Source organism: Nocardioides sp. B-3 (genome assembly GCF_024703895.1).
Lineage (GTDB): Bacteria > Actinomycetota > Actinomycetes > Propionibacteriales > Nocardioidaceae > Nocardioides.
Genome location: NZ_CP087968.1, coordinates 1,188,776 through 1,202,918 on the forward strand (window position 1 = coordinate 1,188,776; position 14,143 = coordinate 1,202,918).

Genomic DNA, 14,143 nt, shown 5'->3' on the forward strand with positions numbered 1-14,143 from the left:
GTCATCCGCCCTTCGGTGGGACGACCCGGAGGTAGATCATGCTCAGGACGAAGTTGGCGACGAAGAGCAGCAGGAACGTGATGACGACGGACTCGTTGACCGCGTCGCCCACGCCCTTCGGCCCACCGTTCGCGTTCATGCCCTTGTAGGACGCCACGATCGCGGCGATCAGACCGAACACCGGGGCCTTGATGAGCCCGATCCAGAGGTCTGGGAGCTGGGCCGGGGCCGTGAAGCTGGCGATGTAGGCGCCGGGGGTGCCGTCCCGGAGGATCACGTTGAAGACGTAGCCACCCGCGACCCCGACGACGCTGACCATGCCGTTGAGGAAGAACGCCACCAGCATGCAGGCCGGGACACGGGGCACGACGAGCCGCTGGATCGGGTCGATGCCCAGCACCATCATCGCGTCGAGCTCTTCACGGATCTTGCGGGCACCGAGGTCGGCGGCGATGGCCGAGCCGCCGGCGCCGGCGATCAGCAGGGCCGTGCCGATCGGGGCGGCCTGCTGGATGACCGCGAGGACCGACGCGGAGCCGGTGAAGGACTGCGCGCCGAACTGCTTGATCAGGCCGCCGACCCGGGAGCGCGATGACGGCGCCGAAGGGGATGGCGACGAGCGCGGTCGGGACGATCGTCACCGAAGCGATGAACCGGGCCTGCTGGATGAACTCGCGCAGCTGGAACGGGCGACGGAACATCGCGCGCCCGACGTCGAGGGCAAAGGCAAACAGCTTGCCCGCAGTCCCGATCGGGACGAGGGCCTTGGATGCGGTGAGTGAGGACACGGCCTGATCAGGCTCCCGGCGCGAGGCCGGCGTTGGCACTCATGAAGGATCCGGGGGCGGCGTGACACCATTTTCGCGGCACCACTGTCCGGGCGGCGGCTGGTGGCGGCGCGGGATGCCGCTCGACGGCTCGAGCTGCAGCGGGATCGGCGGCAGCGGCGGCATGTCGAGGTCCTTCTCGGCGGCCAGCTCGTCGGCGTCCTTCTCCTCGGACATGCCGATGGGGCCGACGGTCTGCGCGTTGAGGAACTGCCGCACGACCGGCTCCTCGGAGCTGAGCAGCATCTCGCGGGGGCCGAACATGGCCGTGCTTGTGGTAGAGCAGGCCGATGTTGTCCGGGACCGTCCGGGTGCTGTTGATGTCGTGGGTGACGATCAGGAAGGTCGCGTCGATCTGCGCGTTGAGGTCGATGAAGAGCTGGTTGATGAACGACGTGCGCACCGGGTCGAGGCCGGAGTCGGGCTCGTCGATGAGCAGGATCTCGGGGTCGAGCACCAGCGCGCGAGCCGGGCCGGCGCGCTTGCGCATGCCGCCCGAGATCTCACCCGGCAGCTTGTCCTCGGCACCGACGAGACCGACGAGGTCCATCTTCTCCATGACGATGGAGCGCACCTCGGACTCGGTCTTCTTGGTGTGCTCGCGCAGGGGGAAGGCGACGTTGTCGTAGAGGTTCATCGAGCCGAACATGGCGCCGTCCCGGAACAGCACCCCGAACAGCTTGCGGATCTCGTAGAGGTCGCGCTCCGAGCAGCTCGCGATGTCGGTGCCCTCGATCAGGATCGAGCCCTCGTCGGGCTTGACCAGTCCGATCAGGGTCTTGAGGAAGACCGACTTGCCCGTGCCCGAGGGGCCGAGCATGACCGACACTGGCCGGCGGGGATGGACAGCGTGACGTCACGCCAGATCAGCTGTTTGCCGAACGACTTCGTGAGGCCGTCGACCTTGATCTCCACGCCCATGCCCGATATCTCCCTTGTGCTGTCCGCGACCGCTGACTGACCGATGCTGCTGCGACTCCCTCGGCGCACCTGCGGATCCGTCGGCGTTACTCGTGCGTACCAACGCCACTGTCGCGGTGAGGTTACGCGCGAATGGCCGCTGCGTCACCGGTCAACCACGGGTCGACACGCTGAGCCGTCCGACTTTCGCGATCGGGCGTCCTGACAAGGGGGCAGACACCCTCGCCTCGCACGTCAAGCGGCTCAGAGTCGTCGGCCACGGCTCATCCGGCCCGGCGACGCCTGATCTCGGCATTGATGGCGGGCACGACCTCGTGCAGGTCGCCGATCACCGCGTGGGTCGCCTTGGTGACCATCGGCGCGTCGGCGTCGGTGTTGATCGCGAGGATGGCCTTCGCGCTGCTGCAGCCGGCCCAGTGCTGGATGGCTCCGCTGATGCCGCACGGGATGTAGAGGTCGGGCGAGATCCGGCTCCCTGTCTGGCCCACCTGCTCGTGGTGCGGGCGCCAGCCGAGGGAGGTGACGACCCGGGAGACGCCCAGAGGGGCGCCCAGCAGGTCGGCCAGCTCGAGCAGGTCCTCGAAGCCGTCCGCACCGCCGGCTCCCCGGCCGGCGCCGACCACCACCCGCGCCGACTTGAGACTGCCCGACAGGTCGGGCTCCGGCTCCTCGGTGGAGACGACACGCGCCACGAGGTCCGCTTCGGCCACCTCCGGTGCGTGGTCCACGACGGCGGCGGCACCCGGGGTCGCCGCTGGCGTCGCCTCGACCGCGTGGCCGGCGACGGTGAACACCGTGGGGCGGCTCGACATCGCCATCTCCTCCACGGCCTGCCCACCGACCACCTGACGGTTCACGACGAAGGGCGCCAAGCCGGTGAACGACACGACGTTGGCGGCCATCGCGACGCCACCACGCGCCGCGAGGTGCGCGAGCACCTCCCCGCCACGAGGCGTCCCGGCTGCTGTCACCACGACCGACCGCGTGGTCGCGAGCACGGTCTCGATCCCCGAGGCCCACGCCGCACCCGCGAACGCATCGAACCCGGGTCCCGTCAGGTGATGGAGCTCGCGCACGCCGTACGCCGCAAGCTGGGCCTGCAAGGTGTCGGAGACGTCGCCCACGACGACCGCGTCGATCGGCACACCTCCGCCGGCATCGGAGAGCGACCGCGCGAAGGTGAGTGTCTCGAGGGACACCTCGACGGCGGCTCCGTCGAGGTCCTTCTCGACGAGCACGAGGATCATCGGGCCAGCACCCCCAGCGACTCGAAGAGGTCGACCACGGCGGCGGCGGCCTCGGGGCCCTTGCCGAGCACCCGGACATCGCTCGGGGCGGCAGGCGGCAGCGCCCAGCGCACCCGGGTCTGCCCGGACGGCGCGGTCGACGGCTCGCGCTCCTCGACCTGCACCTTCTTGGCCTTCATCCGGCCGGGAACAGTCGGGTAGCGGGGCTCCACGCCACCCTCGAGCACCGTGACCACCGCCGGCAGCGGCACGCGGTAGGTCTCGTGCCCGTCGGGCCCGGCGCCGCTCGCGGTCACGACCATCCGGCCGTCGACCTCGCCGACCGACACGTCGGTCACGCCGGTGACGACGGGCCGGCCCAGCTCGTGGGCGAGACGGATGCCGACCCGGAAGTCACCGGTGTCGGCGGCGTCGTTGCCGAGCAGCACCGAGGTCGTGGGGCCTGCCGGCGGCCTCGTGGTCACGCACCACCGCAGCGATCTCGCGGGCGACGTCGGACGGGCCGAACTGCTGGGCGTCCGCCACGACGTGGGTCGCGGCCGTGCAGCCGACGGCCAGCGCCGCGCGCAGCTGCTCGACCGCGTCGGCGTCGCCGAGCGTCAGCACCGCGGCTTCGCCGCCGGTCGCCGCCGCGGCCTGCACGGCCAGCTCGACCGCGCACTCCTCGTGCGGGCTGGTGGTGAAGCCGGCGAACCGGCCGTCGACGCCCTGCCCGTCCTCCGTCAGCACGATCTCGCTGGTGACGTCGGGGACCCGCTTGACGCAGACGAGGACGTTCATCGGATCCGCTCGTTCCCGGGGTCCAGCAGCGGAGTGGCGTCGACGGAGCCGACGGTCACGGGATAGAGCTCCTCCATGTAGGACACCGCGAGCTGGTTGCCGATCACGGCCTGCTCGGGAGGGAGGTAGGCCAACAGGACGTGCTTGCCCAGCGACGGCGCGGAGCCGGCCGACGTGACGTAGGGGTGACGACCGTGACCGTCGGTCAACAGCTGCCCGTCGCGCGTCAGGATCGGCTCGCCGCCGAGCATGTAGCGCTTGGTGCCGCTCGCCGAGGTGTGGTCGTCGACTGTCAGCGTGCAGAGCACCGTGGCGGGCGGCTGCTCCCGCTGCGCGAGGTAGGCCTGCCTCCCCGACGAAGTCGGCCTGCTTCACCTTCGGCCGCTGCATGCCCGCCTCGACGATCGAGCGCTCGCTGTCGAGCTCGAAGCCGTAGGCGCGGTAGCCCTTCTCGATCCGGCCGGTGGTGCCGTAGACACCGATGCCGGCCGGCACGGCGCCGTACGGCGAACCGGCCTCGAGCAGGACCTCCCACACGTCGCCGGCTGAGTCCATCGGGACGTAGAGCTCCCAGCCGAGCTCGCCGACGTAGGAGATCCGCGAGGCGAGGACGGTGCTGCCCTTGACCCGGATCTCCCGGCAGGACAGGAACCCGAAGCCGGCGTCGGAGACGTCGTCAGCGGTGAGCGACGCGAGGATGTCGCGCGCGGGGGACCCCAGATGCCGATCGTGGAGACGTCGTTGGTGACGTCGGTCAGGGTCGTGGCGCCGTCGTCGGGCTGCTGGTCGGTGAAGGTCTTGCGGTCGGCCATCCCGTGCGCGCCACCGGTGACGACCCGGAAGTGGTCCTCCCCCAACCGCATCACCGTGAGGTCGGACAGGAAGCCGCCCTTCGCGTCGAGCACCGGGGTGTAGATGACCTTGCCCACCGCGACGTCGCACTGGGCCACGCACGTGCGCTGCACCGTCTCGAGTGCGCCCGGTCCGACGATGTCGAGGACCCGGAAGGCGCTCAGGTCGATCACGGCCGCGGCCTCGCGCATGCGCAGGTGCTCGGCGTTGATGATGGGGCTCCACCAGCGCGCGTCCCACTCGTGCTCACGCGGCATCACCGCGTCGCCGTACTCCTCCGGGAGAGGTGCGTTGGACTCGTACCAGAACGGCCGCTCCCAACCGGCGGTCTCGAAGAACACCGCACCGAGCTGCTGCTGGGACGCGTGCATCGGCGACAGCCGCTGGTCGCGGTCGGACTCGTACTGCTCTCCCGGGTGGATGATGCCGTAGGTCTTGATGAAGGACTCGGTGGTGCGCAGCCGGGTGTGCTCACGACGCTTCTGGTGGTCGTGGAAGCGGGCGATGTCGCTGTGGTGGATGTCGATCTCGGAGTGTCCGTGCGTCATCCACTCGGCGACCGCGCGACCGACACCGGGGCCCTCCTTGATCCACACCGCGGACGCGGTCCAGAGGCCGGTGACCTCGCTCTCGCCGAGGATCGGGTTGCCGTCGCAGGTCAGGGAGAGCAGCCCGTTGATGGCGTAGCGCATCTCCGCCCCCTCGGCGCCGAGCAGGTCGGGCATCAGCTCGTAGGCCTGCTCGAGCTGGGGGTCGAAGTCGTCGGAGGTGAAGGGCATCTCGGTCGGCGACAGCTTCGCCTGCTCGATCGTCGGGATGTCCTCGGGCTCGTGCAGGATCGCGCGGTGGGCGTAGGAGCCGACCTCCATGTCGGCGCCGTGCTGGCGCTCGTAGCAGAACGTGTCCATGTCCCGGACGATGGGAAACGAGATCTCGCCCTCGGTCTCGGCCAGCTGCGGGCACGGACCCACGCTGATCATCTGGTGCACCGCGGGGGTCAGCGGGATGCTGATGCCGGCCATGTCACCGAGCTTGGGGCTCCAGACACCCGCCGCGATCACCACGGTCCCGGCCTCGATGTCGCCGCCGCTGGTGCGCACCCGGGTGATGCGGCGGCGACCATGCGGCGCGTCCTCGGTGTCGAGGCCGACGACCTCGACGGTGGGCACGACGGTCAGCTCGCCGCTCGCGAGTGCCTGCTCGCGCATGATCGTCCCGGCCCGCAACGAGTCGACGACGCCGACCCCGGGCGTCCAGAACGCACCGATGAACTGGTCGGTCTCGATGAAGGGGACCTTCTCCTTCACGAACTCCGGGGTGACGAGCTCGGACTCGATGCCCCACGCCTTGGCGCTGGACATCCTGCGCCGCAGCTCCTCCATCCGCTCCTCGGTGCGGGCGATCTCGAAGCCGCCCGACTGCGTGAAGACGCCCATCTCCTTATACTGACGCACCGAGTCGAGGGTCAGGTCGGTGATCTCCCGGGAGTGGTCCACGGTGAAGATGAAGTTGGACGCGTGGCCGGTCGAGCCGCCCGGGTTGGGCAGTGCCCCCTTGTCGATCTGGACGACGTTCTTCCACCCCGGGCGGGTCAGGTGGTGGACGAGGCTGTTGCCGACGATGCCGGCGCCGATGACGACGACGTCTGCGGACGTGGGGACAGTGGCCATGCCGGTCTCCTGTTGCTTAATGCGCAACGCGTTGCGCTATGTGCATCCCTCCGAAATGTACGCCGTCGTCCCCGGACGCTGTCAAGGTGCCCGGGGACGACGGATGTGCCGTGGCTCAGCTCAGCGAGTCGATCGGCGGTTGTGCATCCTCGGGCGCCGGTGCTGGTTCCGCGCCGAGGGTGGCCGGGACCACCGTCTGGTGCTCGGCCGGGTCGTACTTCTGGGCGTGCAGCACCGCGCGGCGCACGCGCGTCGGCAGCGTGGACTCGTAGGGCTCTGCCCGCAACGACTTCATCAGCGAGACGCACATGGCCACGATGATCAGCATGAAGGGCCCGGCCACGATGATCACCGGGGTCTGCAGGGCGCCGAGCCCTCCGGACCACAACAGGATCGAGGCGACCGCTCCCCGGGCCACGCCCCAGAAGACGACCAGCCAGCGCATCGGCACCTCTTCGCCGTGCTGGCTCAGCATCCCCATCACGATCGAGGCGGAGTCGGCCCCGGTGATGAAGAAGATCGCGATCAGGAACACCGCGAGGACGACGGTGATCGAGGCCGGGGGGTACTCCCGGAGCATGGTGAACAGCGCGCCTTCGGTCCCCTCGTCGGCGAGCACCGCTCCCGTGTCAGTGGCACCGCTGAGCTGCACGTCGAACGCGGACCCGGCCATGATCGAGAACCACACGAACGACACGAGGCTCGGCACGGCGATCACGTAGACCACGAACTGGCGGATCGTGCGGCCCTTCGAGATCCGGGCGATGAACATGCCGACGAACGGCGTCCAGGACACCCACCACGCCCAGTAGAAGATCGTCCAGCCGCTGATGAACGCGTCGCCGCCGAAGGCGCCGGTGCGGAACGACATGGCCGGCAGGTGCGTGAGGTAGCCGCCGAGCGACTCGGTGAACGTGCTCATGATGAACACCGTCGGTCCCACCACGAAGAGGAAGAAGACCAACACCACCGCGGCCATCGCGTTGGCGTTGGACAGGAACTGCACGCCCTTCTCGACGCCGCTCACCGCGGACGCCACGAAGCAGGAGGTCAGGACGGCGATCACCGCGACGGTGATCCACTTGGAGTTGCCCGAGCCGAACACGTTGTCCAGCCCGCCGGTGATCTGCAGGGCACCCAGGGCCGAGCGACGTGGCCGAGCCGAACAGGGTGGCGAAGATCGCGATCACGTCGATCGCCTTGCCCGGTCCCTCGGTGGCGCGCTTGCCCAGCAGCGGCCCGAACGCGCCGGACACGAGGTTGCCGGCGCCCTTGCGGTAGGCGAAGTAGCCGATGGCCGGGCCGATGACCGCATACATCGACCACGGGTGCAGGCCCCAGTGGAAGAACGTGTACTCCATCGCCGTACGAGCCGCCTCGGGCGTGCCCTCGGCCGCGGTCCCGGCGGGATGCTGCCCTCGTCGGTGGCGGTGAGGTAGGTGAGCGGCTCGGCGACGCCCCAGAACATCAGCCCGATGCCCATCCCGGTGGCGAACATCATCGACACCCGGGAGAAGGTCGAGAACTCCGGAGTGGAGTCGTCGGGGCCGAGCTTGATGTTGCCATAGCGGGTCGTCGCCGGGTAGGTCGAGAAGATCAGGAAGGCCGCACTGACCCGGGACGAACATCCAGCCGAAGCTGTCCGTCAGCCAACCGAGCACCTCGCCGGTGCCGGTCGTCATGCCGTCGGAGTCCACCGCCCCCCAGAGCAGGAAGGCCAGCACCAACGCGGCGGCGACACCGAAGGTGACCTTGTCCGGGGGGACGCGTCCGGAGCTCGGCGGATGCCGCCCCTCGTCGGGTGCCGACGGGGCCTCGTGAGTGGTCTGGGCCATGTCCTACTCCTCGATCGGGGACGGAGTCGTTGCGCCCTCCGCAACACGTGCGCGGAGGACGCAACTACTCTTGCCCGTGACTCGGATCACGTCAAGCGTGGCGGAGCTACTGCATCCGAGGCGTCGACCTTGTCCGGGTTCTCCTCGATCCACTTCGTGGCAGCCTCCTCGGGCGACAACCCGTCCGTGGCGATGTAGCCGGCGACGACGTTCTGGTCCTCGTTGGTCCGGGTGAAGTTCTGCACCGGGCCCACCGCGGTCGAGTCGCTGGCCGCCCACTCCGTGCCGACGATCTTCTTCAGCTCGGTCTCCGGGTAGTCGCACGCCACCGTCTGCGGGTCGTCCCGGCAGCCGTCTTCGTACGGCGGGAGCGTGACCCGCTGCATCGGCACCTCTGCATTGAAGTACTGCGGCTCGTACCAGTAGCCGATGACCCACTCCTTGTTCTCCTCGGCCTTGCGGAACGCCTCGATGGAGGCGGCCTCGCTCCCGGAGAAGACGACCTTGAAGTCCGGGTCGAGGTTGCTGACGATCGCCTCGTCGAACTGGACGTAGGAGGGATCGGCTCCGAGGAACTGCCCCTTGCCGCCGGACTCGGAGGTGGCGAACTCGGCGGCGTACTTGTTCAGGTTCTCCCACTCGAGGATGTCGGGGTGCTCCTCGGCGAGCCACGGCGGCACGAACCAGCCGATGATGCCCACGTTGCCCTGCGGCCCCATGTCCATCGCGGTGCCGTCCCCTTCGCCCTCGAAGAACTTCTTCTCCGTGGTCGGGGTGACCCCAGTCCTCGATCACGACGTCGACCTCACCGGTGCCGAAGCCCTGCCGGGCGACGTCCTCCTTGAGCTCCTTGTAGCTGACGGTGCAGCCCAGCTGGTCCCGGGCCACGGTGCCGACGACGTAGGCGCTGGCCTCGTAGCCGACCCACGGGTTGACCGCCATGTTCAGCTCGCCGCACTCACCTCCGCCCTCGGCGGCAGCCGACTCGTTGGCCTCGGTCGCGTCGTCGATGGAACCTCCACCGCCACAGGCAGACAGTGCCAAGGTGGCGGCGGCGGCCAGTGCCAGTCGAGCCCCCCGGCTGTTCGCAATCCTCATGTCGTGCTCCTCATCTGGTGGTTGTTCGAGAATCTGGGTGGTGCCTACTTGGGCGGGCCGATGGGCAGCCGGACGTTGAAGGCCCGTCGCGAGCCGGGTCCGTCGTCGCGGCGCACGTCGGCGGCCGCGCGGGTGATCCGGTCGAGCATCACGCCGAGCAGGACGATGGTGATGCCGGCCGCCGGGCCCTTGCCCCATGCCTCGCTCCGGGCGAAGCCGTACACGACGTCGTAGCCGAGCGCCCCGGCTCCGACCAGCCCGCCGATCACGGTCATCGCCGGGACGTAGAGCAGGCCCCGGTTGGTCGCCGGGACCAGTGAGCCCTTGGCCATCGGCAGCTGGACCTTGGTGATCTCCTGCCGGGTCGTCTGGCCGGTCGAGCGGCCAGCCTCGATCGTCGTGGGAGAGACGGCCTTCACGCCGTCGGCCACCAGCTTGATGGCGGCCGGAGCGGCGTAGACGATGCCGGCAGTGATCGCCGTGAAGCGGGTCGGCCCGAACAGGGCGAGGACCGGGATCAGGTAGACGAACGGCGGGATGGTCTGGCCGGCGTCGAGCAGTGGTCGGATGCCGACGTCGACCCTGCGGTCGCGGGCCATCCAGACACCGAAGACCAGTGCCGGGATCATCACCGGGACCGTGGCCACCAGCGTCATGTTCAGGGTGATCATCGCGTCGTGCCACAGGTCGAAGTACCAGATGCCGGTCAGGCACACGACGGTGCTCAGCATCGCGCGTACGCCGCCGAAGACGAAGGCGAGCGCTGCGATCGCGACGAACGCCAGCCACCGGGGCGAGTCGGCCAACAGCGCCTGCGTGCGGTTGAGGAACTGGTTGGTGATGAGGTCCTTGACCCACTCGGTGGCGCCGCCGAAGGTGTCGGTGAACCAGTCGACGCCGTCACTGACCCCGCTCGCGACCCGGTCGCCGATGCTGTAGGTCGGGAACTCCGCCGGGCTCACGTAGGTGCGTGAGGCGTAGATGGCCACCGGGGTCGCGAGGCCACCGCCGATGAGCAGTCCGCGCCGCACCTGCTTGTTCCCGCCACCGCCGCGGGCGACCTTCTCGGCTCGCTCGCTCGCGGCCGTCGTGGTCCGGTCGAGCATCACCGCCATGACCACGATCAGCGCGCCCGGCACGAACGCCGTCCCGACGTCGTTGATGCGCAGCCCCGCGAGCACGGGCTTGCCGAGCCCCGGCCCGTTCACGAAGGCCGCCGGGGTGGCCATCGACAACGCGGCCAGCGTGGTCTGGTTGAGGCCGACGATGATCGTCTTGCGAGCCATGGGGATCTGGACCTTGAGCAGTCGCTGCCAGTAGGTCTGTCCGGCCGAGTCGGTGGCCTCGACGGTCGTCGCAGAGACCTCGCGGATGCCGAAGCCGGCGATGCGGATGAGGGGCGGCAGGGCATAGATCAGGGTGGAGACCACGGCCGCGCTCGGGCCGATGCCGAAGAACAGCACGATCGGGAGCAGGTAGACGAACGTCGGCATCGTCTGCATGAAGTCGAGGACGGGCGTGACGACTCGGTTGGCCCGCTTGTTGGTGCCGATCAGGACACTCAGCGGGATCCCGACGAGCACGGCGAGCAGGACGGAGATGCCGGTGATGATGAGCAGGTCGAGGGAGTCCTGCCAGAAGCCGAGGACGCCGAAGGAGAGGAACGACGCCGCCACGAGCAGGGCGATGCGCCAGCTCGCGACGACCGGGCCGACGTAGGTCGCGATGGCGACGACGCCCAGCCAGCCGACCTCGGGCACCGGGCGCGGGAAGTTGGGCACGACGACCATCCGCTGGAGCCACTCGACCGCACTGCGCAGGGCATCGGCGATCGCGTTGGTGAACTGCATGACGGGGTTGGTCGACCGACCGGCCAGCAGCTCGTTCTGGAACTCCGTGAGCCTGTCGTGCAGGTCGGTTCGAGACGTGCCCGGCAGCGCGAGGGTGTCGTTGCCCCCGGTGAAGAACCAGACGGCGATCCGGGCCGCGAGGATCAGGGCCGCCGGGATCCAGCGGCTGACGCTCGTGCGCTCCTCGACCGGGGGCCGAGCTCCGGGCTCGACGGACTTCGGCGTCGACGAGGCAGAGGGCGAGACCGTGGTGGTCACTTCACTTCTTCCTCCGCGACGACGACCCGCATGATGTCCTCCTCGTCGACTACCCCGACCATGCTGTCGCCGTCCATCACGCGGATCGGCGCGTCGGAGGCGATGGCGGCGCGGGCCGCCTGACGCACGATCGTCGAGACCGGCAGGGCCGGTCCGTCCATCGACTCCCCCGGCCGCGGGTCGCGCATCACCCACTTCAGGGTGAGCACGTGGGCCTTGGGCACCTCGGAGACGAAGTCCTTGACGTACTCGTCAGCCGGTTGGGCCACGACCTCGTCGGGCGTGCCGATCTGCACGATCTCCCCATCACGCAGGATCATGATCCGGTCGCCCAGCTTGAGCGCCTCGGACAGGTCGTGGGTGATGAAGACCATCGTCTTGCCGAGCTCGCGGTGCAGCCGGATGACCTCGTTCTGCATGTCGCGCCGGATCAGCGGGTCGAGCGCTGAGAAGGGCTCGTCGAAGAGCAGCATCTCCGGGTCGCCGGCCAGCGCCCGGGCCAGTCCGACGCGCTGCTGCATGCCACCGGAGAGCTGGTCGGGATAGGACTTCTCATAGCCAGTCAGGCCGACGAGGTCGACGATCTCGGCCGCCTTCTCGCGGCGCTCCTTCCCCGGCCACCCCTCGCACCTCGAGGCCGTAGGCGACGTTGTCGATCACCTGCCGGTGGGGCAGCAGCCCGAAGTGCTGGAAGACCATCGAGACCTGCTTGCGGCGTACGTCGCGCAGCTCGCCCGCGGAGGCCGAGGTGATGTCGCTACCGTTGAGCGTGACGGTGCCGGACGTCGGCTCGATCAGCCGGGTCAGGCAGCGCACCGGGGTGGACTTGCCCGAGCCGGACAGGCCCATGACGACGAACACCTCGCCCGGGGCGACGTCGAAGGAGACGTCCTTGACCCCGACCACGCAGTTGGTCTTGGTCTTGAGGTCGGCGCGCGAGAGCTCGGCGTCGGGCGTGCCGATGATCTTGCCGGCACCGGGGCCGAAGATCTTCCACAGGTTGCGCACCGAGAGCGCGCTCTCACCGCTCGAGGCCGGGTCCTCGGTGTCCTTCTCCATCGCGACGCTCATGGGTGCTCCTCATGGTTGCGGCTGTCGCCGGGCGGATACAGCGGGGTGCCGTCGCGGTAGCGGTAGTAGGGCACCTCCGCGGGCGGCAGTGGGGTGTTGCCCGCGATCAGGTCGGCGGCCTTCTCGGCCACCATCATCACGGGTGCATAGATGTTGCCGTTGGTGACGTACGGAAAGACCGAGGCATCCACGACCCGAAGGCCCTCGAGGCCGTGCACCGACATGCTGGCCGGGTCCACGACCGACATCTCGTCGAGCCCCATCTTGGCGGTGCACGACGGGTGCAGGGCGGTCTCCGCGTCTCGGGCGACCCAGTCCAGGATCTCCCGGTCGGTCTCGACGCTCGGACCGGGAGACAGCTCGCCGTCGTTGTAGGGCTCGAAGGCCGGCTGGTTGAGAATGTCGCGAGCCACCCGCACGGCCTCGACCCACTCCCCGGCGATCGGTCGGGGTCGAGAGGTAGTTGAACAGCATCGAGGGGTGTTGCCTCGGATCGGTCGAGCGGATGCGCACGTGCCCGCGGGTGTCGGCGTACATAGGTCCGATGTGCACTCGTATCCGTGCCCCTTGGTCGGCGCCGTGCCGTCGTAGCGGATGGCGATCGGCAGGAAGTGGAACATCAGGTTGGGGTAGTCGACGTCCTCGTTGCTGCGCGCGAACCCGCCGCCCTCGAAGTGGTTGGTGGCGCCGAGCCTGCGCCGGAAGAACAACCAGTCGACGGCGATCTTGGGCCGCATCCGCCAGCGCAGCCCCGGCGCGATGGAGACGGGTTGCTTGGAGGCGTACTGGATGTAGACCTCGAGGTGGTCCCGGAGGTTCTCGCCGACGCCCGGCGAGTGGTGGACGACGTCGATGCCGTGCTGCGCGAGCAGGGCCCGGTCCCCCACACCGGAGAGCTGCAGCAGCTGTGGTGTGTTGATCGCTCCGCCACAGAGGACGATCTCGCCCGCCGCGACCGTACGGCGGAGACGACCCCCGCGCAGGTAGTCGACGCCCACTGCCCGGGTGCCCCGGAAGCGAACCCGGGTGGCCATCGCCATGGTCTCCACCGTGAGGTTCTTTCGGTGCCGGACCGGGTGCAGGTAGGCACGGGCTGCGGACAGCCTCCGGCCGCGATGGACGTTGCGGTCGAAGCGCGCAAACCCTTCCCCGGCGGTAGCCGTTGACGTCGTCTGTGAGGGGATGTCCAGCCTGCTGCACGGCTTCGAAGAACGCGCCGAAAAGAGGGTTGTCGGCCGGCCCGCGCTCCCAGGACCAACGGACCGTCGTCGCCACGCCAGTCGTCGGCTCCGGCCGGGCAGGTCTCCATCCTCTTGAAGTAGGGCAGACAGTGGCGGTAGTCCCACTCCTTCATCCCGGGATCGAGGCTCCAGCGCTCGTAGTCCAGCGGATTGCCGCGCTGGAAGATCATCCCGTTGATGCTGGACGAGCCGCCGAGGATCTTGCCGCGGGCGTGGGAGACCCTGCGGCCGTTCAGGTGGGGCTCGGGATCGGTCTCGTACTTCCAGTCGTAGAGCCGGTTGCCGATCGGGATCGGCAACGCCGCCGGCATGTGGATGAAGGGATCGATGCGGTAGTCGGAGCGTCCGGCCTCGAGGACCGGGACGGTGGTGCCGGGGTCGGCCGAGAGCCGGTTGGCGAGGGCGCAGCCAGCCGAACCACCACCCACGATGACGATGTCGTGGCGGTCCGCGGCCACGTCGACTACTCCTCGAACCAGTTCTGCACGACCGG

At 69.2% G+C, this 14,143-nt stretch carries 10 protein-coding genes and 6 pseudogenes; all 16 read right to left on the bottom strand.

What is annotated here, in order from left to right:
* Position 1: 1 nt before the first annotated feature.
* Positions 2-788 (bottom strand): annotated as a pseudogene (locus tag LP418_RS07915) (MlaE family ABC transporter permease).
* A 39-nt stretch (positions 789-827) separates the two neighbouring features.
* Positions 828-1,748 (bottom strand): annotated as a pseudogene (locus tag LP418_RS07920) (ABC transporter ATP-binding protein).
* A 263-nt stretch (positions 1,749-2,011) separates the two neighbouring features.
* Positions 2,012-2,995 (bottom strand): electron transfer flavoprotein subunit alpha/FixB family protein, encoded by a 984-nt coding sequence (locus tag LP418_RS07925; RefSeq protein WP_257955903.1) that lies wholly within the window; start codon positions 2,993-2,995, stop codon positions 2,012-2,014.
* Complete coding sequence (locus LP418_RS07930; protein WP_257955904.1) at positions 2,992-3,423, bottom strand: hypothetical protein; 432 nt, start codon at positions 3,421-3,423, stop codon at positions 2,992-2,994. The genes LP418_RS07925 and LP418_RS07930 overlap by 4 nt, the downstream gene beginning before the upstream one ends.
* Positions 3,389-3,775, bottom strand: a complete 387-nt coding sequence (locus LP418_RS07935; RefSeq protein WP_257955905.1) for a hypothetical protein — start codon at positions 3,773-3,775, stop codon at positions 3,389-3,391. Before LP418_RS07935 ends, LP418_RS07930 begins: the two co-directional genes overlap by 35 nt.
* Positions 3,772-4,083, bottom strand: coding sequence for a glycine cleavage T C-terminal barrel domain-containing protein (locus LP418_RS07940; RefSeq protein ID WP_257955906.1), 312 nt, complete (start codon positions 4,081-4,083; stop codon positions 3,772-3,774). Before LP418_RS07940 ends, LP418_RS07935 begins: the two co-directional genes overlap by 4 nt.
* Positions 4,084-4,219: 136 nt before the next feature.
* Positions 4,220-6,297 (bottom strand): annotated as a pseudogene (locus tag LP418_RS07945) (GcvT family protein); the annotation flags it as partial.
* 115 nt (positions 6,298-6,412) lie between these two features.
* Entirely contained in the window at positions 6,413-7,402 is a 990-nt protein-coding gene (locus LP418_RS07950) for a BCCT family transporter (protein ID WP_257955908.1), read from the bottom strand.
* Between the two features lie 88 nt (positions 7,403-7,490).
* Positions 7,491-7,658: pseudogene (locus LP418_RS32825) on the bottom strand (BCCT family transporter); the annotation flags it as partial.
* A gap of 122 nt (positions 7,659-7,780) precedes the next feature.
* A pseudogene (locus tag LP418_RS32830) lies at positions 7,781-7,897 on the bottom strand (BCCT family transporter); the annotation flags it as partial.
* A gap of 321 nt (positions 7,898-8,218) precedes the next feature.
* Positions 8,219-8,857, bottom strand: coding sequence for a glycine betaine ABC transporter substrate-binding protein (locus LP418_RS07960; protein ID WP_257955909.1), 639 nt, complete (start codon positions 8,855-8,857; stop codon positions 8,219-8,221).
* A 417-nt stretch (positions 8,858-9,274) separates the two neighbouring features.
* A complete protein-coding gene (locus LP418_RS07965; RefSeq protein WP_257955910.1) occupies positions 9,275-11,338 on the bottom strand; it encodes an ABC transporter permease in 2,064 nt (687 codons plus the stop codon).
* Positions 11,335-11,922 carry an ATP-binding cassette domain-containing protein gene (locus LP418_RS29800; protein WP_336276032.1) on the bottom strand — a complete coding sequence of 196 codons (588 nt, stop codon included), beginning with the start codon at positions 11,920-11,922 and terminating at the stop codon, positions 11,335-11,337. Before LP418_RS29800 ends, LP418_RS07965 begins: the two co-directional genes overlap by 4 nt.
* On the bottom strand, positions 11,891-12,409 hold the full coding sequence (locus LP418_RS29805) for an ATP-binding cassette domain-containing protein (protein WP_272496322.1): 519 nt from the start codon (positions 12,407-12,409) through the stop codon (positions 11,891-11,893). Before LP418_RS29805 ends, LP418_RS29800 begins: the two co-directional genes overlap by 32 nt.
* Positions 12,406-13,755, bottom strand: coding sequence for a GMC family oxidoreductase N-terminal domain-containing protein (locus tag LP418_RS07975; protein ID WP_257955911.1), 1,350 nt, complete (start codon positions 13,753-13,755; stop codon positions 12,406-12,408). Before LP418_RS07975 ends, LP418_RS29805 begins: the two co-directional genes overlap by 4 nt.
* A pseudogene (locus LP418_RS07980) lies at positions 13,722-14,108 on the bottom strand (GMC family oxidoreductase N-terminal domain-containing protein); the annotation flags it as partial. The pseudogene LP418_RS07980 and the gene LP418_RS07975, both read right to left, overlap by 34 nt.
* Positions 14,109-14,143 lie beyond the last annotated feature (35 nt).